This is a genomic window from Microcystis sp. M083S1, from assembly GCF_020246405.1.
GTDB classification, from domain to species: domain Bacteria; phylum Cyanobacteriota; class Cyanobacteriia; order Cyanobacteriales; family Microcystaceae; genus Microcystis; species Microcystis aeruginosa_C.
The window spans coordinates 21,381-42,761 of record NZ_JADBTB010000210.1 but is presented as its reverse complement, the minus strand read 5'-3'; the positions used below and the strand labels follow the sequence as shown (position 1 = coordinate 42,761).

At 42.3% G+C, this 21,381-nt stretch carries 18 protein-coding genes and 1 pseudogene; 12 read left to right on the top strand and 7 right to left on the bottom strand.

The features are described from left to right. Window positions 1-162 precede the first annotated feature (162 nt). The 3 genes from mtnA to IM450_RS19445 form a co-directional block, all read right to left on the bottom strand. Window positions 163-1,242 (bottom strand): S-methyl-5-thioribose-1-phosphate isomerase, encoded by a 1,080-nt coding sequence (mtnA, locus tag IM450_RS19455; RefSeq protein WP_287669928.1) that lies wholly within the window; start codon window positions 1,240-1,242, stop codon window positions 163-165. Between the two features lie 157 nt (window positions 1,243-1,399). Next, on the bottom strand, window positions 1,400-1,795 hold the full coding sequence (locus IM450_RS19450) for a helix-turn-helix domain-containing protein (protein ID WP_287669926.1): 396 nt from the start codon (window positions 1,793-1,795) through the stop codon (window positions 1,400-1,402). A 193-nt stretch (window positions 1,796-1,988) separates the two neighbouring features. Next, a complete protein-coding gene (locus tag IM450_RS19445; RefSeq protein WP_287669924.1) occupies window positions 1,989-3,596 on the bottom strand; it encodes an MFS transporter in 1,608 nt (535 codons plus the stop codon). Window positions 3,597-4,165: 569 nt separating this feature from the next. On the opposite strand from IM450_RS19445, the gene IM450_RS19440 reads away from it, so the two are divergent. From IM450_RS19440 to IM450_RS19405, 8 genes are all read left to right on the top strand, one after another. Beyond that, complete coding sequence (locus tag IM450_RS19440; RefSeq protein ID WP_287669922.1) at window positions 4,166-5,269, top strand: glycosyltransferase family 4 protein; 1,104 nt, start codon at window positions 4,166-4,168, stop codon at window positions 5,267-5,269. Window positions 5,270-5,762: 493 nt separating this feature from the next. Beyond that, entirely contained in the window at window positions 5,763-6,488 is a 726-nt protein-coding gene (locus tag IM450_RS19435; RefSeq protein WP_287669920.1) for a PEP-CTERM sorting domain-containing protein, read from the top strand. Window positions 6,489-6,573: 85 nt separating this feature from the next. Next, window positions 6,574-6,726, top strand: a complete 153-nt coding sequence (locus tag IM450_RS19430; protein ID WP_287669918.1) for a DUF433 domain-containing protein — start codon at window positions 6,574-6,576, stop codon at window positions 6,724-6,726. 295 nt (window positions 6,727-7,021) lie between these two features. After that, a complete protein-coding gene (gene larE / locus IM450_RS19425) occupies window positions 7,022-7,831 on the top strand; it encodes an ATP-dependent sacrificial sulfur transferase LarE (RefSeq protein WP_002740227.1) in 810 nt (269 codons plus the stop codon). A gap of 277 nt (window positions 7,832-8,108) precedes the next feature. After that, entirely contained in the window at window positions 8,109-9,119 is a 1,011-nt protein-coding gene (locus IM450_RS19420; protein WP_045359294.1) for a permease, read from the top strand. 24 nt (window positions 9,120-9,143) lie between these two features. After that, window positions 9,144-9,935 (top strand): TIGR03943 family putative permease subunit, encoded by a 792-nt coding sequence (locus IM450_RS19415; RefSeq protein WP_287669915.1) that lies wholly within the window; start codon window positions 9,144-9,146, stop codon window positions 9,933-9,935. A gap of 39 nt (window positions 9,936-9,974) precedes the next feature. Next, entirely contained in the window at window positions 9,975-11,453 is a 1,479-nt protein-coding gene (locus IM450_RS19410) for a hypothetical protein (RefSeq protein ID WP_287669913.1), read from the top strand. Window positions 11,454-11,484: 31 nt separating this feature from the next. Further along, window positions 11,485-12,861 (top strand): aldehyde dehydrogenase, encoded by a 1,377-nt coding sequence (locus IM450_RS19405; protein WP_287669911.1) that lies wholly within the window; start codon window positions 11,485-11,487, stop codon window positions 12,859-12,861. Between the two features lie 11 nt (window positions 12,862-12,872). Here the strand turns inward: IM450_RS19405 and IM450_RS19400 are convergent, their stop codons facing one another. After that, a complete protein-coding gene (locus IM450_RS19400; protein ID WP_287669909.1) occupies window positions 12,873-14,282 on the bottom strand; it encodes an isochorismate synthase in 1,410 nt (469 codons plus the stop codon). Window positions 14,283-14,517: 235 nt separating this feature from the next. Then, window positions 14,518-14,922, bottom strand: a complete 405-nt coding sequence (locus IM450_RS19395; RefSeq protein ID WP_287669907.1) for an NIL domain-containing protein — start codon at window positions 14,920-14,922, stop codon at window positions 14,518-14,520. Window positions 14,923-14,963: 41 nt separating this feature from the next. Between IM450_RS19395 and IM450_RS19390 the strand changes: the two genes are divergently transcribed. The 3 genes from IM450_RS19390 (at window position 14,964) to IM450_RS19380 (ending at window position 17,950) form a co-directional block, all read left to right on the top strand. After that, window positions 14,964-15,515 (top strand): thioredoxin family protein, encoded by a 552-nt coding sequence (locus IM450_RS19390; protein ID WP_004163817.1) that lies wholly within the window; start codon window positions 14,964-14,966, stop codon window positions 15,513-15,515. Window positions 15,516-15,711: 196 nt separating this feature from the next. Next, complete coding sequence (locus IM450_RS19385; protein WP_004163816.1) at window positions 15,712-16,065, top strand: hypothetical protein; 354 nt, start codon at window positions 15,712-15,714, stop codon at window positions 16,063-16,065. Beyond that, entirely contained in the window at window positions 16,034-17,950 is a 1,917-nt protein-coding gene (locus tag IM450_RS19380; protein WP_287669904.1) for a hypothetical protein, read from the top strand. The genes IM450_RS19385 and IM450_RS19380 overlap by 32 nt, the downstream gene beginning before the upstream one ends. A gap of 41 nt (window positions 17,951-17,991) precedes the next feature. On the opposite strand, the pseudogene IM450_RS22760 reads toward IM450_RS19380, so the two are convergent. Both IM450_RS22760 and ftsH read right to left on the bottom strand, forming a co-directional pair. Then, a pseudogene (locus IM450_RS22760) lies at window positions 17,992-18,175 on the bottom strand (hypothetical protein). Between the two features lie 20 nt (window positions 18,176-18,195). Then, window positions 18,196-20,160, bottom strand: a complete 1,965-nt coding sequence (ftsH, locus tag IM450_RS19375; protein ID WP_287669902.1) for an ATP-dependent zinc metalloprotease FtsH — start codon at window positions 20,158-20,160, stop codon at window positions 18,196-18,198. 132 nt (window positions 20,161-20,292) lie between these two features. On the opposite strand from ftsH, the gene ccsB reads away from it, so the two are divergent. Beyond that, window positions 20,293-21,279: a c-type cytochrome biogenesis protein CcsB gene (gene ccsB, locus IM450_RS19370; RefSeq protein WP_004163813.1), complete on the top strand. Its 987-nt coding sequence runs from the start codon at window positions 20,293-20,295 to the stop codon at window positions 21,277-21,279. Window positions 21,280-21,381: the final 102 nt, after the last annotated feature.

The following is a 21,381-nucleotide window of genomic DNA, read 5'->3' as shown; positions in this document are numbered from 1 at the left end:
TTTTAGCTTTGCTTCTACGACTAGCATCTAACAATCCTCGACCCTTGGCTAAGTTAATTATAACACAGTTTACCCACAGATGGTGGAATTAAACCGATGCTCTGCGGTTGATATTCTGGTCGGATTTCATCCCCCGCAAAGGTGAGTATCTTGTCGAAAAATCTAGCGGGGGCATTCATCCGACATTTTAGGTAAAAAAATTAATTCAGCCGGTGTTACCGCTCCTTTTTCCGTGATGATAGCGGTGATTAAAGCGGCGGGAGTAACATCGAAAGCGGGGTTATAAAAGTTAACATCTCTAGGGCAAACGGTAGTTGTCCCCACCTGATAAATTTCGGCACGATCGCGCTGTTCGATCGGTATCCCCGTACCATCCTTAAGGGAAAAATCCACCGTCGATAGGGGGGCAGCCACATAAAAAGGCAGATTATGAGCTTTTGCCAGCACCGCGAGGGAATAGGTGCCGATTTTGTTAGCCGTGTCCCCATTGGCCGCAATGCGATCGGCCCCAACAATCACCGCATCGATCAGTTTTTGCTGCATACAGTGGGCCGCCATGCTATCGGTGATCACGGTGACGGGAATTCCCTCCCGCGCACATTCCCAAGCGGTTAATTTTGCCCCTTGCAACCTTGGCCGGGTTTCGTCTGCATACACTTGTATTAATCTTCCCGCCGTCCAAGCGGAACGAATTACCCCTAAAGCAGTACCATAACTGGCCGTGGCCAGGGAACCAGTGTTACAGTGGGTTAAAATTGTCAGTTTTTCTGGTTGATCTGGCAGCGCCAATAAACCATGATTACCGATCGCCCGACAGGTTTCCACGTCTTCTTTTTGGATATTGTGGGCAGTTTCCAGGAGATTTTTGGTAATTACTGCCACTTCTGGTTCACTTTCCCTGGCCACTTTTAACATTCGCTCGATCGCCCAGAATAAATTCACCGCCGTCGGCCGGGTTTGGGCTAATCGATCGGCTATTCTAGTTAAATCGGCCAGAAACTGCTCTTTCTGGTTGGTTTTAATTTCCTGCGCTCCTAAAACCATACCGTATGCAGCCGCTACCCCGATCGCTGGGGCGCCGCGGACAATCATCGTTTCGATCGCCCGGGCCATGGCTTCACTGCTGGTGATCTCAACTTCCCCATACTCCATGGGTAAACGGGTTTGATCGATCAGCCAAACTTTGTTATCTTGCCAACGCACGGGATAGATCGAGTTACTCTCGGCAGTGTTTGTGGTCATAATTAGTAATCTCCGTAATAGTTGAAAAATTGGTTTTTTTTTAAGAGGTCTAGTCCCGTGCGCTCTAGTTACTTTAAGCGAGCGAGCTTGGATTCTGGTTATAGCTAGATTAGGGTTTAATCTTATACATCCCGAATTTTATCCTTTTTATTCTTGTCTAAGTTTTTGGACTCTTTCTATCTCTTTTCTGGTCGGGTGTAGAGTTTTTTTTGCGGGTGATTCTCAAGCGTTCGGCTATTCTTGCCACTGTGGCCACACTTAACACTATACCGGTTCTTTCTAGGAATAGTTTCGATAGTTCGGCTAGAGTTGCGTCATTATTTTCCTCAATCAAATCACCAAGGGCGATCATCTGTTCTGACGTAAGTTTTAAATGACGGCCACATCGATAAGTCTTCGGTCGAATATCTCCCGTTTCTCGAGATTGCTTCAAAAGCTTTTGTACGAAACTTAAGGTTACGCAGAATCTTTTCGCTAATTGTCTTTGAGAGATGGGTTCGTTATAATAACAGTCTAGGATTTTCTGACGGAACTCTACTGGATAGGATTTCATTTTTTGTACAATTTAGCTATCGATAACATTATACTCATTGAAGACATTATGCTGCTGGGTCGATTGTACCCAGTAATCAGTAGTTCAAAAGTCAATACAAGTGCTTTAGGGTAAGGGTTTTCTGATTTTTATGCAGGAAGTTCGGGAATCAATAAAAATAATCTCCTGTCTCCTGACGGCCGACAACTGATGTTTACTTTTCCTCTTGTCTTCTTGCTGCTAATTGGTCTAAAATTTCGGCGTGAACTTGGCGAGTAATTGGATAAAAATAGGCAAGAATTAAGCTAATGATCAGAAAAAATGCCGGTAAAGGCGCAATTGCTAGGCGAATTGCTATTAAAGCACTATCCGGCTGCAGGGGAATTGCTTCTCCTGGTATTCTTGGTTTAAAACCCGATGTTTCTAGAGCAATACCGACAAAAAATAACCCCAAAGCTAAACCAATTTTTTGCAAAAGTACCATGAAAGCATAAAAAATACCTTCTCGACGTTTTCCTGTTTCTAATTCGTCTAATTCAATCACATCAGGAACCATTGACCAAGGAATTAAATAGGCCACAGATACGCCAAATCCTGCCAAAACTGCCAAAGTATACATTAAAGTTATTTCTCCTGGTTGGAGCAAAAATAAACCGATTTGGGCAATAATCCAGAATGTCATCCCTAAAAAATAGACTATCTTTTTGTCTAATTTCTGACTAACTGCTTGCCAGAAAAATAACATCACTAAAGCTGTTCCCTGTACTGCTAAAGCGACTAAACCCGATTCTGCTTCCGATAGTCTCATGTAGCTGACAACGTAGTAAACCAAAATCGAGGCGGTTAATTGTACTCCCAACCAAGCACAAAGATAGATGCCAATAACGTATAAAAAGGGACGATTACCAAAAACTATTTTTAATTGTTCTTTCAGGGGAATAGTTTCGGTATTATTATCTGCTTCTCTCTGTTTAATTGCCGCACCATCCCTGAGATGATTTTCAGTTTTACCATAGTAAATATTTAACCCAGAAACTATCCCTTCTATTCCTAATAAAATTGTAGAAATAGCGATAAAATCTCTGGGATTAACCCCAATTTTTCCTACTCCATAGACAAAGGAAAGCGCACCGATAACCATAAAAGCAATTGCCAAAACTTTTTTCCGAGCGGGATTAAGAATCGCTTTTGCTCCTCGTTCTTGTAAAACTAAAGCGCACCAAATAACTGCTATAATCGACATTAAAGCACAAACTACACCTAACAATAAAAAAGCTTTATGGAGATCGTTGGCATAGGAGGATGAGACGAGAATATAGAGAATTAATGAGAGAATGCTACCCCCGATTGAAAAGGCAAAACGAAAACTATTTAAGCGGGTTCTCTCATTATAATCATAGGTTAATTCAGGGGTGAGAGCCTGGTAGGGAAGATTGACAACCGTGTAGGTTAAATTAAAAATAATGCCGATAAAAATATAATATAAAAATAACCATAATTGGTTATTAGTCGGGATTAACCACAGTAAAAAATAGCTAATTCCGAAGGGAATCGACCCCAATAACATCCATGGTAAGCGACGACCCCAGATAGTACGAGTTCGATCGCTCCACATCCCAATGATCGGATCGTTAATAGCGTCAAAAATTCTCACCACCATCAGCACACTACCGGCTAATCCTGCCGATAATCCTGCCACATCAGTCAGGAAAAATAGCAGGTAAAATACCGAGATATTGGCAGTGATAGCCGGCCCCAAATCACCAGCACCATAGGCGATCTTTGTGGTTAAATTGAGTCTTTCAGAAGTCAAGTGAGCCATAAAAGCAATTACAGAGATTAAGTAGGTATGCACAATTATTTGTAGGATGGGTTAGCGGTAGCGTAACCCATGCGGGCGTTGGGTTTCATGCTTCAACCCAACCTACGTTCATTTTATATTTAATTCCACCCACCTACTTAAAATAAGCTTAACCGTTCTGGGGGCATTTGTAACCTTTGTCAGAGCAGTTGAGTAACTTTAATTTTTTTATCTCTAGTAATTCCCGAAAATATCCAGCGTTAAAAAGGGAAGATTCCTCGATGACACCGGGGAAAGAGAAATAGCTTTATCTTTGGCATCCGAGAAAATTCTGACTATTCTATCGCCTTGGTCAGCATTATGAGCTAAACTGACTAATATCAGTTATTTTAGCTATCAGCATCCGAATTTCCCTGATTCTGGCAGTTACACGCAAGAAGAGCCACAAGATTGTTCTTTTTCGGACTGTTAGCGGTTAGGATCTATTACTTGGGAAACGATCGAAATAGATCAAGAAAGTGTGATAGTACAGATCAAAGATCGGGGAAAATTTTTTCGCCAAACCCAAAACTTTTTGACGCTGACGTTCTATGATGCCTCATATATTCCTATTTTTAGAGATTTTTTCCCAAGAAGGTGGTATTCAATCCTATATTAAGGATGTTCTGCAAGCCTATCTCACTTTACCCGATTCTGAAGCGGCCGAGGTTTTTTTACTGCGGGATGCCCCTGATTGTCCTAATCCTTTTAAAAATCAAGGTATTACCTTTCATTACCTGAAAAATAACTCAGCAACTCTCGGACGCATCCAATTAGCCCTTAAGTTTTTAGTTTCTCTCCTCCAGAAACGTCCCCAACAGGTTTTTTGTGGTCATATAAATTTAGCCCCCCTCACCCGTCTTTACTGTCAAGCTTTAGACATACCCTACACCGTCCTCACCTACGGCAAAGAAGTCTGGGAACCTTTACCAAATTCCCAAAAACAGGCCCTGCAAGCGGCCGAATCGATCTGGACAATTAGCCGTTACAGTCGCGATCTTATGTGTAAGGCTAACGCTATCGATCCCAAAAAAGTAGCAATTCTCCCCTGTGTGGTGGATGAGGAAAAGTTTAATTTAGGTGAAAAGTCCTTGACATTAATCAAAAAATATGATATAGAAAATGCCAAAGTTTTATTAACAGTGGCCCGATTGTGGTCGGGGGATATCTATAAAGGGGTAGATGTTACCATTCGGGCCCTGCCGACAATTCTAGAGACTTATCCCGAAGTAAAATATCTAGTCATCGGACGAGGGGACGACCTCCCAAGGTTAGAAGCTTTAACCAAGCAGTTAGGAGTGGATAAACAGGTAATTTTCGCCGGTTTTGTCCCGACGGAGGAATTAGCGGACCATTATCGTTTGGCCGATGCTTACGTTATGCCTTCCCGGGAAGGGTTCGGGATTGTTTACCTAGAAGCGATGGCCTGCGGTATTCCCGTGATTTCTGGAGATGAGGACGGTTCAGCAGAGCCGCTCCAGGATGGTTTGGTGGGGTGGCGCGTTCCCTATCGAGATGCCGAAAAGGTGGCTAAAGCTTGTTTAGAAATTTTGTCAGGTCAGGATCAACGTTGTCACCCGCAATGGTTGCGTCAACAAACTCTAACTAAATTCGGGAAAAAGACTTTACGAGCAAAATTAGAGCAGTTAATCTAAATCCCTATGCTCTATGTTAGTGCGGGTTTTGAGGAGCATCCCAGAGCTGCACGGGTAGGAGACCCGTTTTACATAGATTCTCTAATTTTATCTGTGGGCTAGGCTTCTAGCCCGTCCTTCCTGTCATTCAACCAGTTTACCTAAATTACACTAAATCCGGTTATTAAAAACTGCTGATTGTCGGTATTCCTGCAAATGTAAGATGCACCAGGTCAATTTATTGCGGGGGAACCTAGGAGCGAAGGTGATAATTTCGGTCAAAGAAATAAGTAGAGGTAGAACCTCGCTTATCTGCGTTGCCAGCTATAACCTTGCAACCAGTCAAAAATATTTATATAATCCAAAACTATCTTAAACATAAAAATCAATAAAAAATGATGATTAAATACCCCTTGACTTCCCCCCCCCTTGTGATAATTTTTGCTGTGGGATATTGGCGCAAAACTAGCGTTAAATATGACCATAATTTTCTCCTATTACTGTCATCGAATCCATGAAAAAATTACTGACAATGTTAACCCCCTTGACTCTGATGGGGTTGGCCGGGGTTACTCCTGCTCAAGCGGCAATAGTAGCTGGTTGGAATCAATTTACCACTGATGGGGCATCTTACCCCAAAGCGGCGGATACGGTTGGCACGAATATAACCAGCACTGGGTTAAACACCGCCGGGATACGTCATTTATCCTCACAATTTGTAGGGTTCAATTTTGCTCTTGGCGGTCTTAATACTGCTTCAGATGGCTCAACTGGCTCATGGAATACAGGTAGCACTGTTAATACTAGCCAATACCTGGAATTTGCCGTGCAACCCGGTGCAGGTTTTCAGGTCGATTTTACTAACTTGCAACTCAATGCGAAGCGGGATGAAACGGGGCTAGATTTAGTCTTGCGCTCTAGTGTTGATGGGTTCACCAATAATTTAGGGACACAAGTTAGCCTAACAACTAGCTTTAATACCTACAGCTTTGACCTAAGCAGTTTAGCACCCCAAACCGGCCCGGTGCAGTTCCGTCTCTATGGACTGAATGCTGACTCCTTCAGTGTCTTCTTCTTTGGTGAAAACTCCGCTAATGTTGCTGGTGGTGGGTTTGTGGCTCTTAATGGGGATATTACTCCTACTGGTGGCGGTGCTGTATCAACCCCAGAACCTAGTGGTATAGTGAGTTTAATCGCTGTTGGTGCGTTGGGTGCTGCTTCTCTTCGTCGTCGGGGATAAATTATCCTTGGCAGGGGCAACTACAGAGGGTTTGCCCCGAAATGCTATCATCAATTTTAGATTTGATCACCAGTTAATCAACATTATGTCATACAAAGATATTATTACCATAGAACCGGAAAAAAGGAGCGGAAAACCTTGTATTAGAGGAATGAGAATTACTGTTTATGATGTTCTCTCCTATCTGGCTTCGGGAATGACTTATGAGGAAATTTTAGAAGATTTTCCTTACTTATAGCGGTAAGCGCTTGAGTGAGATACAGACCAAGCCTTGCCTAGCATGGTTTATAGCTCGTGACACTGTACTTCATACGACTGCACACCGCTATAACCAAGGCGGATATTTTAGCCTGTTTGAGTTATGCCGCCGAGCGTGAACGTCAAACCATTTTAGTTAACTAATGAAATTACTTTTTGATCACAATTTATCACCTCGTTTAGTTAGTCTATTAATCGAGGGGTAGCCCTGATTAATTACGGCACGGCATATAATAAAAAACGGTCTCCCTAAACCAGTTGCCAAAATCGCCGCCATGGACAGTCAATTACTCGATAAACTCGGACAATTACAAAACCTCTTACAAACCAGTGAAAAGGCTCTGATTGCCTATTCTGGGGGCGTGGATAGTACCCTAGTGGCCAAAGTGGCCTATGATTTGCTAGGGAGTCAAGCATTGGCAATTACGGCGGTTTCCCCCTCCCTACTGCCGGAAGAATTGGAAGAAGCGATCGCTCAGGCCGATTATATCGGTATTCGGCATGAATTGGTGGAAACCGAGGAAATGAATAACCCCAATTACACCAGTAATCCCGTTAATCGCTGTTATTTCTGCAAAAGTGAGCTACACGACACCCTTAAACCCCTCGCTCTCGCTCGTGGTTATTCCTACGTCATTGATGGCGTTAATGCTGATGATTTAAGGGATTATCGTCCCGGGATCCAAGCCGCTAGAGAACGCGGCGCTCGTTCACCTTTGGCGGAAATTGCTATCACAAAAAGCGAAGTTCGTCAACTATCTCGTTACTTAAATTTACCTTGGTGGGATAAACCGGCGCAACCCTGTTTAAGTTCCCGTTTTCCCTACGGGGAGGAAATTAGCCTGGAGAAATTGCAAAGAGTCGGACGGGCGGAGATTTATCTGCGAAAATTAGGTTATCGTCAATTACGGGTGCGATCGAGCGGCGATACGGCACGGATTGAATTACCGGCAGCAGAAATCCCCGACTTTATTAATCGGACAAATTTAAGCGAATTAGTCGCTGATCTGCAAAAATTAGGCTTTATCTATGTCACCCTCGATCTAGAAGGTTATCAAAGCGGCAAGCTTAATCGAGTCCTCTAGGAGGGAGGTGATGGGGGAGTGGGAATTATGAATTATGAATTATGAATTATGAATTGGGAAGTGCGGGGAATAAATCAAAATAATCTCCTGACTCCTGAATACTGGCTCCCGTCTCCTGTCTCCCGTCTCCTGATAACTGGTCACTGATAACTGATAACCGGTCACTCGATCGGATATATTAAAAAAGTGTTAAAAAGCTGGGGAGCAGACTGATGAACCTTTTTCAGGGGTTCCTAAGTCTTTATCCCTAAACCCCCAATTCCCAAGGCGAGGATAGATGAGTCAACTACAAAATGCCTTTACCCTATTCCTGAGCCTGTTGGTGGAAGCGATGCCTTTCTTGCTGCTAGGGGTGATTCTCTCTAGTATTCTTTTAATATTTGTCGATGAACGTCGCCTAGTTGCCTTGATGCCTCGAAATGCTGTTTTAGGAGCATTTGTGGGGGGATGTATTGGGTTTTTGTTCCCCGTCTGCGAGTGTGGCAATGTACCCGTGGCGCGACGTTTACTTGTGCAAGGAATGCCGAATGCAGTAGCGGTTAGTTTTCTCTTAGCAGCGCCGACAATTAACCCGATTGTTATCTGGTCCACTTGGGTAGCTTTTCGCGATCAACCGGAAATTGTTTTCTATCGAGTTATCTTTTCTTTGTTCATCGCTACGGTTATCGGTATTATCTTTAGTATCCAAAAAGATCCCCGACCGCTCCTCCAAACCTCTTTGGCAAAAAGCCTCAATTGGCAACCGCAAACACCGGAAAAAGAATCTATCCCACTACTACTACAATCCGGTTCTTTTCTGATCGGTAATTCTGGCAAAACTTTGCGCTTAGATGAAAGTTTTGCCGCTACTGCTGTCCTACCAGCAGTGCAAGCAATCCCGATGAAAAGGCGCTGGTTAACTTTTCTGGAAAACGTGGTGATGGAATTACGCGAATTAGGAGGAGTGTTAATCTTAGGAAGTGCTATAGCGGCCGGTTTACAGGTGTTTGTTCCCCGGGAATTTGTTCTTAATTTGGGTCAGGATCCGATTACTTCGATCTTGGCAATGATGCTGTTAGCGGTCATTGTTTCGATTTGTTCCACGGTTGATTCTTTTTTTGCTCTCTCCTTTGCCTCTAGTTTTACCAGTAGTTCCCTGCTGGCTTTTCTAGTGTTCGGTCCGATGATTGACCTGAAAGGTATTGGTTTAATGTTGTCTATTTTTAAACCGAGAATGTTAATTTATCTCTTTGCTTTAGCAGCGCAAATGACTTTTTTACTCACCTTGGCTCACAGTTATTTATTTTAGGTCAGTACCTGGATAGTTTTTCCCATGAATTCATCACGTCTAAAAATAATCGCCCCCCATTTTATCGATATTATTGCCCTAATCGGTTGGGGTTCATTACTATTTAAATACTGGATAACTGGACAGTTAAATTTACTGATCCATCCTAATTATTTTTTTCTGGTTCTCATCACCAGTATTGCTTTATTTATTCTGGGAATAGTCAAGCTTTGGACATTATTAAAGCAGTGGCAAAAAAAGATTAATTTAGATAGTAACGATAATCGATCGCATATTACCATTCTTCCTCAACATTTTGGCTCAGGTTTATTAGTAATAACTGCCCTTTTAGGTCTATTTATCGCCCCGCAGCCCCTCAGCAGTCAAATCGCATTACAGAGGGGAATTAGTGAATCTTTACCCCTAACTCGCGTGCAAACTCAATCCTTTGGTACTACCGTTAAACCAGAGGAAAAAAGTTTAATTGAATGGGTAAGAACTTTGAATGCTTACCCCGAACCTGATGCCTACACGGGACAACCGGTAAAAGTCACAGGTTTTGTGGTACAATTGCCGCAATTACCCGATAACTATTTATTAATTAGTCGCTTTATTCTTACCTGTTGTGCCGTGGATGCTTATCCCGTGGGTTTGCCGGTGAAACTATCAGGAAGTCGCAGTCAATATCCCAATGACACTTGGTTAGAAATCACTGGAGAAATGACCACGGAATCCTTACCCGTAGAGGTGGGAAAATCAACCACCAGAAGACAATTAGTAATTAAGGCTAAATCGGTGAAATCTATACCCACTCCTGTGGATCCCTACGGATATTAACAGTTAACTGTTATCAGTTGTTTCTAACCATCTACTATAATGATCAAGACCTTACAACTACAACCGATTGATAAATTAGCGATAACATTAATTGTATCCCTAACTTTAGTAATTGGTGGCTTAATTTGGTTAGGTAATAGCTGTGGTAATCAATGTCTTTTACAAACTGGTCCAAGAGTCAAGGAATTTAGCTGGGAAAATCGAGAAATTGGTGCGGAAGATCAAGCATTTATTATCACTTTTGATCGCCCCATGGATCATGCTAGTGTAGAAAAAAATCTAGTGATCGATCCTCCGCTGCCGGGGAAGTTTAGTTGGGCCGGAAGACGATTAGCTTATACTCTCACTTCTCCCATTCCCTACGGAGAAAAATACCATCTGCAAATTGAAGGTGCGCGGGAACAATTTCCCAGCGGTAATCGATTAGGACAAACCCTAGCAATCTTTGAAAGAGAATTTAAAAGTCGCGATCGAGCTTTTGCCTATATTGGCACTAATGGGGAAGAACAGGGAAGATTAATTTTTTATAACCTGACCGAGGAGAAAAAAACCCTCTTAACCCCCGCAGATTTGACCGTTATGGCTTTTGAATTTTACCCTGATGGTAAAAAAATCCTCTTTTCGGCCGTGGCGAAAAATCAGGGGATAGAGGGAATTCGTGAACTGCAGCTTTATCAAGTTGATAGCAGTCAATCCCCTGCAAAAATTGAGTTAGTGCTAGACAATAAAGATTATCAAAATAATCATTTTGATTTAGCTAAAGATGGGAAAACCATTGTCGTGCAGAGAATTGAGCGCCGCAATCCGATTAACTTCGATTTATGGGCAGTTAAATTGGGGGAAAAACCCCAACAATTAAACATCCAAGGCGGGGAATTTTTGATTGCACCTGATAGTAAAACTTTGGCTGTCACCCAGGGGGAAGGAATCGCACTTTTGCCTTTAAAAACCGAAACAAAACCCCTAGATTTTTTACCAAAATTTGGGCGAATTTTGAATTTTTCTGCTGATGGTACGGCTGCGGCAATGGTGAATTTTAATACTGATAATGCCAAAATGCGTTATATTCGATCGCTTTTTTATGTCAATAATCAAGGATCACAAAAACGCTTACTCAATCTACAAGGTTCGATTATAGATTGTCAATTTAATGCCACCGGGAGTGACTTGTATTGTTTGTTAACTGAGTTAGTTACTAACAGTCAAGAGTACAAAGAAAAACCCTATTTTGCTAAAATAGATGTGAAGACTGGTCAAGTGACTCCCCTACTGGAATTAGCCGATTATCGTGATATTCACATTAGTTTATCTCCCGATGGTTTGGCAATTATTTTTGATCAACTTCGCACCAGTTATGATACTAATCCGACTAATCCCTTGACTACTGACTCAGGAGAAACAATTATCAGTGGTCGTTTGTGGATGTTAATTCCTCCCCTACAAGATGGAGTGAAAGCAAGTAAATCTGATTTAATGGAATTACCTCTAGCGGGAATTCGTCCCCAGTGGATGCCATAGAATTACCATCATTAACTTAGGAATTATTTCGATGCTGTCAAACTCAGAAAAATTAGCCAAATTGCGTCAGTATTTTGCCAGTGGTTCCACTCGTTCTTATCAATTCCGTCGTCAGCAGTTAGAGAAGTTAAAACAGGCAATCATTAAATATGAAGCAGAGATATATCGAGCTTTATATAGTGATTTAAAGAAAAGTCCCGAAGATTGTTGGATTACTGAAAATGGCTTCCTTTTGGTGGAAATTAATACCGCTTTAAAAAATTTGCGCTCATGGATGCAACCCAAAACCGTTAAAACTAATCTTTTAAATTTTCCCTCCTCCAGTCAGATTATTCAGGAACCTTTAGGAGTGGTTTTAATTATTGCTGCTTGGAATTATCCCCTCCAATTGTTATTAGTGCCTTTAGTCGGTGCTATTGCTGCTGGTAACTGTGCGGTATTAAAACCGAGTGAATTTGCCTCAGCGACGGAAAAATTAGTAGTTAAAATAATTGAAGAAATATTCCCAGAAGAATATGTGTTAATTGTCTCGGGAGATGGTGCGGAAGTAATTCCGAATATGTTAGACAGTTTTACCTTTGATCATATATTTTTTACTGGCAGTACAAGGGTAGGAAAAATTATTTATCAACTAGCGGCAGCAAAGTTAATTCCCGTTACTCTAGAATTAGGGGGAAAAAGTCCCTGTGTTATCGAAGCTGATGCTAATATTTCCGTGGCAACCCGTCGCATTGCCGTGACAAAATTCTCTAATTGTGGTCAAATGTGTATCGCAGCTGATTATGTTTTGGTACATCAATCCCAGCAGGAGAATTTGATCAGAGAATTAGCTAATACTATTGTTAATTTTTTCGGTGAGAATGCCAGATTAAGTGCTGATTATGGTAAGATAATTAATGAGAAACAATTTGATCGCTTGATTGACTTGCTCCAAGATGGTGAGATTGTTTTTGGAGGCAAAACCGATCGAGAAAATTTATATATTCAACCAACTTTATTAACTAATGTTTCCCTCGATGCTCCTATTATGCAAGGAGAAATATTCGGTCCAATTTTACCGATCATTGCCTTTAGCACTTTTGAGGAAGCTTTAGCAATTATTGCTAAAAACCCTAACCCTCTAGCTTTTTATCTGTTTACTACCAAGACAAAAACCGAAAAGAAATGGTTAGAATCAGTTCAGTTTGGGGGAGGTTGTATTAATAACAATAGTTTTCATTTTACTAATCCTAGTTTACCCTTTGGTGGTCGGGGAAATAGCGGTATTGGTAGCTATCATGGTCGTTTTTCCTTTGAGAATTTTAGTCACCAAAAAGCGATTATGAAAACACCTCTTTGGTTCAATCCCGCTTTAAAATATCCGCCTTTTAAGGGTAAATTAGGCTTATTTAAGTTATTGGTTCGGTGAAAAGCTATAGTTTAGGTTAAGGCTTTTAAGAGAGCTTGAAATTTAAGCTGAATTTCTGCTAGTTCTTTTTCCGGATCGGAACCGGCAACAATACCCGCACCGGCGTATAATCGCGCTCGATCGCCTTTAATTAAGGCCGAACGAATACCAACAATAAACTCACTATTATTTTGACAATCGATCCAACCCAAAGGAGCGGCATAAAGAGAGCGATCAAAGGTTTCATAATGACGAATTTGTGCTAAAGCGATCTCGGTGGGAACCCCAGCAACAGCAGGAGTGGGGTGTAGTTGGGCAACAATTTCGAGGGGATGGATGGAGGGTTTTAGTTTGGCATGGATAGGAGTCCAGAGATGTTGAATATTGGAGAGTTTTAACAATCTAGAAGGAGAATTTTGCGGATTTAAGCCAATTTGTCGCAGTTTTTGGTTAATAAACTCACTAACGGCCCGATGTTCCCGTTGTTCTTTTTCACTAGCGAGGAGTTTATTGGCAAAGAGAGCATCTTCGATCGCATTTTCTCCCCGGGGAGCGGATCCCGCTAAAGCATCGGTGATTAATTGCCCCTGATGGACAGTTAACAAGCGTTCGGGACTAGCGCCGATAAAATGATCTCCCCGTCCATTGCCGAGGGAAAAAGTGTAGCAATCGGGATGACGCTGACGCAAATTATCGAGACAGTTTACCAGATGAAAAGGACGGGGAGAAATCACGTCAAGAGCGTGAGCAAGGACAATTTTGCTCAAATTTTGAGCCTGGATAGATTGGAGTGCATCGGCAACAGCCGCTTGAAAATTATAGGTAGGATGAATATAGTAACTACAGGAATCCTGGTGGGGATTTTGTCGGCAATTGCTCGAGTTATTTTGGATAATTTTGAGGTTATTAATAGTTTCTTCGAGGGAGTTTTCTATTTCTTTTTCGCTGGTGATTAGGAGATTGGTCAGGAAAAAATATTCCGACTGTTTTTTGATAATTTGAAACTTAGGCAGGGTTAGGGTAGCTGAGGGAAAGGGGGTAGCTATTTCCGAGTCGAAAAAAGTGAAACTACAAAAGATGCGGGGAGTAATCTCGCTATAGTTATCAATTTTGATAATTCTTTGTTGACAGTTTTCAATAAATTTTTGAGCTTTTAAAAAACGTTGTTTACCGTGGAAAGTGGCAGTAAAGGCGATTCCGTAGCCGAGAAAAGCGGTTTCTTGTTCGGGATTTTCCCAATAACAATGGGTGGGATAGCTAGGGGCAATCCGAGAGAGAATTTCTAGGGGATCAAGGGGGGAAATTTTTTGACAAAAACTAACGATCGACGGATTTCCCTTTTCTGCGGCTAACAGTTGCGGGTTGAGGATAAAGTCATAGAGGCCGCGAAGATCAGCAATCGGACTATCAGGATAGGAAAGGCGAGGAACGGCAGAAGTCATGTCAAGTTTTTTGTATTTTTTGCAAAAAAACCATGATTAATGGTATGTAATCCCCACAGATGTGGCCAGAGTCAAGGCTCTCTTTTTAACTATGATATCGGAGAAAGGGTCTTTAGGCAGAAAAGGAGCGAGATATTTGTGACGATTAACCGCGTTGGAGACAAATGAAGGCTTAAAATCTCCAGAGATGGCTATTATTTAAATGGGCAAAAAAATTAATTTAATAACTGCTACTTTACAAGTTTGTGGAAATTGCCGCCACGGGACAAGTGGGGATACATTGTTCACAAACCACACAACGGGAACGCAAAAACTTAAGACGAAAACTTTCCGGATCAAGGGTTAAAGCTTCCGTGGGACAAACTCCCGTACATAAGCCACAATCGACGCATTTTTCTTCATCAATGACGATTTCGCGACTAACTTGGGAAACGCCAATATTTTGTAATTGTAACCATTTGATCGCCGCTTCTAACTCATCGATATCTCCCGATAATTCTAATACTAATGTTCCCACTTGATTGGGGGCAACTTGGGCGCGGATAATATTAGCGGCGACGTTAAAATCCTTCGCCAGTCGATAGGTAACGGGCATATGGACGGCTTTTTTGGGAAAAGTGAGAGTAACTCGTTTTTTCATGAGGATAGGATAGGATAGGAATAATTTTTGAGAGACTATCCATGACAGCCACCACACCCACCAATAAAATCAGAAATCTGCTGCTGGCAGTAACGGCAGTTATCCTTAGTGTAGCGATTTTCTTCGGGTTTCAAACCACCGCTAGTTCTGTATCTTTGGAAGCGCAAGCGGAAAAAGCGACACCTTTCGATCTTGCCCTCAGTAATGGTAAACCCACCCTAACAGAATTTTATGCTAATTGGTGTACCAGTTGTCAGGCGATGGCCGCTGAAATTGCCGAAATTAAAAAACAATACGGTAATGCCATTAATTTTGTCATGCTCAACGTTGATAATAATAAATGGTTGCCGGAAATTCTCCGTTATCGTGTGGATGGTATTCCCCATTTTGTCTTTTTAAATAATCAAGGACAACCAGTTGCCCAAGCGATCGGAGAACAGCCAAAATCAATTTTAACTGCTAATTTAGAGGCACTTTTAACTAATTCTACCCTACCCTATGCCACCACTACGGGACAGACTTCTGATTTTAATGTCCTTGTGGGTGCTAGTCAAACCGATCCTCGCAGTCACGGCAGTCAAGTTAAGCAGTAATCAGTAATCAGTTATCAGTTATCAGTGGAAAGCTTAGGGCTGAAAGCTATCATTCAAAAGTTAACTATCAATATAGCGCTTTTCACGTTACTGAGGTATCGACAAGTTTTGCCAACAAAGGGTTTAAGTCCCTTGCCCATGCCTCATTCTGATGAAAGCTGCTATAAGTACATTTCATTGACTGAATTTTTTAACTATGGCGATTATTGTTCAACATTTGACCACAGGTAACGAATATATATTCCTAGGAGTTAGTGGGGGTGAAAGTAAGAATATTTTACCCACTAAAATGTTAGGAGATTTCTTCGCAACTGAGACTCCAGATAAATCTCGATCGCTGACGGTTTGTGACGATCAAGGACGGATTCTTTGGTTTCCCGTCACAGAAATGATCGTGGTGGAGGTAGATGGTCAAAAACCCGAAGAATTATTACCAGAAATTATCCCCCCCGAACCAATACCTTTACAATTAGATAAAGAGAATCAACCTCAGTCCCCAGAAAATCAAGGAAACATCGATGAATTTGCCGAAGATGACGATTGGATCTAAAATTAAATACCTAATTTTAGCGGGAATAATTGCCCTATTTACCATTGGCTTTAATTCCCTCTATTCTGTTTCTCAAAACTCGATCGCTTCCTTCCCCGTTGCCGAAGTTAAACCCCAATATCTTAACGATTGGACACCGGAATTAGAGGCAGAATTTCAACAAAGGGCTAAGGAAGTTATTAACCATTTTGCTCAGGCAGAAAGTTATGGCAATTTGTGGGGAGAAAACGAGAAAAGATCCTATCCTATGGCCATGTTTGATTTCTTGGCAGGAAACCGGCAAAAAGCCCTGGATTTCCTGCAACAGGATGACCCACAAACACAAGAACAAGCCCACACTGATTATATAGATTATTATTTTTCTTTTACCCTGAAAGGACAAATTAGAAAATATTTTCTTCTCGGAAAGTATCTCGATCCAGTTTATCGTCAGAGAATGTATAATGCGGCGAAAATTTGGACAGAAACCGACCCTTTACAACGGCCCCACCCTGTCCACGGTACCGGCCAAGGAACGGGTAATGATTGGAGTATAACAAGACGGGGTTTATGGGTAGATAGTCGCAATACTGATAACCTGCGGGCGATGCGCGAAACATCAGTTTATCTGATGGCCGAAGAAACCGGAAATGAAGCAACTCGTCAAATTTATAAAAGTAAAATTAAGCGTTACGTTTCAGCTTTATATAACATCGGGATGGGAGAATGGGATTCAGAAGTTTATCACGGTCACACCTTTGCTCCCTATCTCAATCTCTACGATTTTGCTCAAGATACGGAAGTTAAACAATGGGCAAAAATGACCTTAGATTGGTTATCCATGGCCGCTAGTGTTAAATATTATCGCGGCGGTTGGGGTGGCCCTGTAAAACGTGATTATGGTGGTAGTAATGGGGTAATGCGATCGGATTCTGCCCGAACTTTTTGGTTATACTTTGGTGATACCCCCGTCGCTAATAATCGCCCGGAATTAGACTCTCTTTATCTAATTACCAGTGGTTATCGTCCTCCTTTGGCAGTGATGGAATTAGCCCGAAAAAACTTTAATAAACCGGTAGAAATTCTCGCCAGTAAACCCCTGTATGAACACTGGAAACCGGGCAATAATCAAAGTCCGGGTTATTGGGAAACTCAATTTATTGGGGCTAGTTATCAAATGGGTAGTCTGGCGGGAACTTTCCCTGATGGCGATGTGGCCCCGTTTAAATTAATGGCCTTTAATCAACACAAAGGTGTGGATTTTTTTGTGGCTAACACCGGCAAAAATGGCGTAAAACCGGGCAAAAATCCCGGGGATGAAATCGGACAATATCGCAATCTTTTAATCTGGTTACGACCAGCAGATCAAGCTTTTTTCTGGCAATTACCGAAAACTGCCAAGGTAGAAAAAGATAATAATATCTGGTTTATTCAATTAGAAAAAACTTGGTTAGCCCTGAGATTAATAAATCTTTCTTCTCCTGAAATGATCGAGATTCCTAATTCCCCTTATCCCGATGATAATACTTACCAAGCTTTACCCACAGGTAACAATTATGCGGGTTTTGCTCTGGAAGTGGGGGAAGCGGCAACCCAGGGTAGTTATGAGAATTTCAAGAGCATATTTAAGCAAAAAAGTCAAGTAAATTTAACTCAAATTAACCAAGGCAGCCTCTTATTTAAAGGCAGTCAGGGACAGAGTTTACAATTTACCTATAATCAAGTCAATTTACTGCCGATGTTAATTCGTAACGGTCAAAAGCACGATTGGTCAAAAAATTTCGCCCTTTATAACAGTTTAAGTCGAGATAACTCTCCCGTTTCTTTGGGATGGAAAGAGGGCAAATTAACCGTCAAAGCAGGGAAATATCAATTTTCTAATGCTTTGATTCTGTCTTCTCCTTAAGTTAGATATTCTGGACTATTTATGAGGATTGCTGGATAAATCTAAAAACCTTTTTGGCTAATACTTTTAGACTTTTTGTCAATCAAAAAGTACCAGTTCTGGGAGTGATCGGGGGAAAATTAAGGTACTTTTTCTCTGAAAATTAGGTAATTGATCAGATGAGAATCTGTAAAAACCTACACCCCACACCCCACACCCTGTCCCCACGAAAAACTTTTTCAGCAGACCCTGTTTATGAGGATTGATCAGACCATTTGCGCTTGATTTAAGAATTCTTGCAATTCTTCTCCTTCGATTACTTCGGTGGTCAAAAGATTAGCAGTAATGGACTCTAATAAATTGCGGTTGTGACTGAGAATTGCTAGGGCTTTTTGGTAACTAGCGTCGATAATTTGTTTAACTTCTTCATCGATCGCTTTGGCCGTATTTTCCCCGATCGAACGGCGGGGACTACCCTGATTATTACCTAAAAAATTAGCCTGTCCTGTTTTATCGTAGGCTAGGGGTCCCAGGGATTTACTCATACCATACATTGTCACCATTCTTTCAGCAATATCCGTCGCCCTTTGTAAATCATCGGAAGCGCCATTAGTGACACTGCCAAAGATTAATTCTTCGGCTGCCCGACCGCCCAATAACATAGTAATTTGTTCTTTAAATTCGGTTTCTGTCATCAAAAAACGGTCTTCCGTGGGAATTTTCAGGGTATAACCCAAAGCGGATAAACCCCGGGGAACGATAGAAATTTTCTCGACGCAACCCCCCCCCGGCATGACAGCACCAACTAAAGCATGGCCAACTTCGTGATAAGCGACGATTTTCTTTTCTTTTTCCGATAAAACCCGACTTTTCTTTTCTAAACCAGCGATAACTCTTTCTATCGCCTCTTTAAAATCAATTTGACTGACTTTTTCCCGATTATTGCGGGCAGCCAAGAGAGCGGCCTCATTGACGAGGTTGGCTAAATCGGCACCGGCAAAACCGGGGGTTTGGGTGGCGATCGCTTTGAGGTTAACATCTTCACCCATCTGGACTCGTTGGGCGTATATTTGCAAAATTGCCAATCTTCCCGCTAAATCGGGACGATCCACCAAAACTTGGCGATCAAAGCGCCCCGGACGCAATAAAGCGGCATCAAGAGTCTCTGGGCGATTGGTGGCGGCTAAAACGATGACAACGGCCTCTTTGGGGCTAAAACCGTCCATTTCCGTCAAAAGTTGGTTTAAAGTCTGCTCGCGCTCATCATTGCTGCCGCTAGTTCCCGATCCCGAACTTCTCGATTTACCGATCGCGTCCAATTCATCAATAAAAATGATGCTAGGGGCATTTTTCTTCGCTTGGGCAAATAGATCCCGCACCCGGGCTGCCCCGGTCCCGACAAATAATTCCACGAATTCCGAGGCCGAAATGCTAAAAAAAGTCACTCCCGCTTCTCCCGCGACCGCTTTTGCTAAGAGAGTTTTTCCCGTCCCCGGCGGTCCGACTAAGAGAACACCCTTAGGAATACGCGCCCCAATTTTATTAAAGCGCTCGGCATCCTTGAGAAATTCGACAATTTCCTTTAACTCGGTTTTTGCTTCCTCGGCCCCGGCCACATCACTGAAGGTAATCGGATATTTTTCGTCGTCTCCGTAAACTTTAGCGAGATTTTTATTAAAAAGCAGCGATTTACGCGTGTCATCGTTGCGATAGAACAGAAACTGCATGGCGGCGACTAAAATTAAGGGAGGAACCACCCAAGCGAGGAGAGTGCTGATCCAACTGTTTTCGGCTACGGGAATCGCCTCGAAGATTACGCCTTTTTGCTGTAATAGTTGGGGTAATTGGGGGTTATAAACTGGAATCGTGGACAAGACTCGTCCGGAGACTAGATTACTGCTTGGTTTGCTGGCCAGAGAACTAGAATCACTGTGAAAGGGATTACTTGATTCTGGGGGATTAACGGGGGGATTACCCGGAATAGCCAGGGATTCTAAAGGATTTTTTAATTGATAATAGATGACTTGATTGCCAATTCTGACCCTACTGATGTCGCCCCGTTCCACTTTATTGATAAATTCGCTGTAGGGTTCGAGGGGAATATTGGATAATTCTGAGGGACGAGGGATAAGAAAATAGCCTAAAGCGGCAACACCAGAACAAATGATCAGGATTTTGCCTAACAGAGGCAAACCCGACCAGGAAAATTGATTATCTTCTTGATTAGTCATAATTTTTAGGGTGGGTGAGAGTGAAAATGCAAAGTTTATACTAACAATTCCCTATCTCGATCGCCTTACCGATGGGATAGGATAGAGGATGGAATACTTGGTAGCGAGCGAGCGACAAACGAGAGAAATCCCATGAATTTAGTTAGCTTAGAGAACTTTCTCGATAACACTTCTTTTTTAGTCCTGTTTTTAACCATGCTGGTTTATTGGGCTGGGGCAGCCTTTCCTAGCATACCTTTGTTGCCGGGCCTGGGCAGCACGGGAGTGGCCATCGCTAACCTCTGTATCGCCGCTTTATTGGGAGCGCGTTGGTTAGAAGCGGGTTATTTCCCCATTAGCAATCTTTACGAATCTTTATTCTTTCTCGCTTGGGGTGTAACTGCGGTTCATTTAATTGCTGAGTACACTAGCCGCAGTCGCCTGGTGGGGGTGGTGACGACTCCTGTAGCCATGGGGATTACCGCTTTTGCCACTTTGTCTTTACCAGGAGAAATGCAAACTTCGGCACCCTTGGTTCCGGCTTTAAAATCGAATTGGTTGATGATGCACGTTAGCGTCATGATGTTAAGTTATGCTGCTTTGATGGTGGGTTCCCTGATGGCGATCGCTTTTCTGATCGTTACTAGAGGTCAAAATATCGAGTTAAAAGGCAGTTCCGTGGGTACGGGAGCCTATCGTCTGCAAAATAAGTTATCTACCACTCTTTCGGCTCCAATTTTCGTGGAAACGGCTAACGGTGGCACAACCGCCCTTTTAACTCCCACCTTAACAGCGATGGCGACTCTTTCGCCCCAACGTCTTAGCTTGGCGGAAACCCTCGATAATATCAGTTATCGGGTCATTGGTCTCGGTTTCCCCCTTCTCACCATCGGTATCATCGCCGGGGCGGTTTGGGCCAATGAAGCTTGGGGTTCCTATTGGAGTTGGGATCCAAAAGAAACTTGGGCGCTAATCACTTGGTTAGTTTTTGCTGCTTATCTCCATGCCCGCATTACCCGGGGATGGCAGGGAAGAAAACCGGCTATTCTAGCGGCGAGTGGTTTTGTTGTGGTTTGGGTATGTTATTTAGGGGTGAATCTTTTAGGTAAAGGTCTTCATTCCTACGGTTGGTTTTTCTAAATCAGTTATAGGGGTGGGTTGGTAAACCTGCCCCTCCTGACTTGAAAGAGGGTGTAGGAATTATAAATTATGAATTATGAATTATAAATTATGAATTATGAA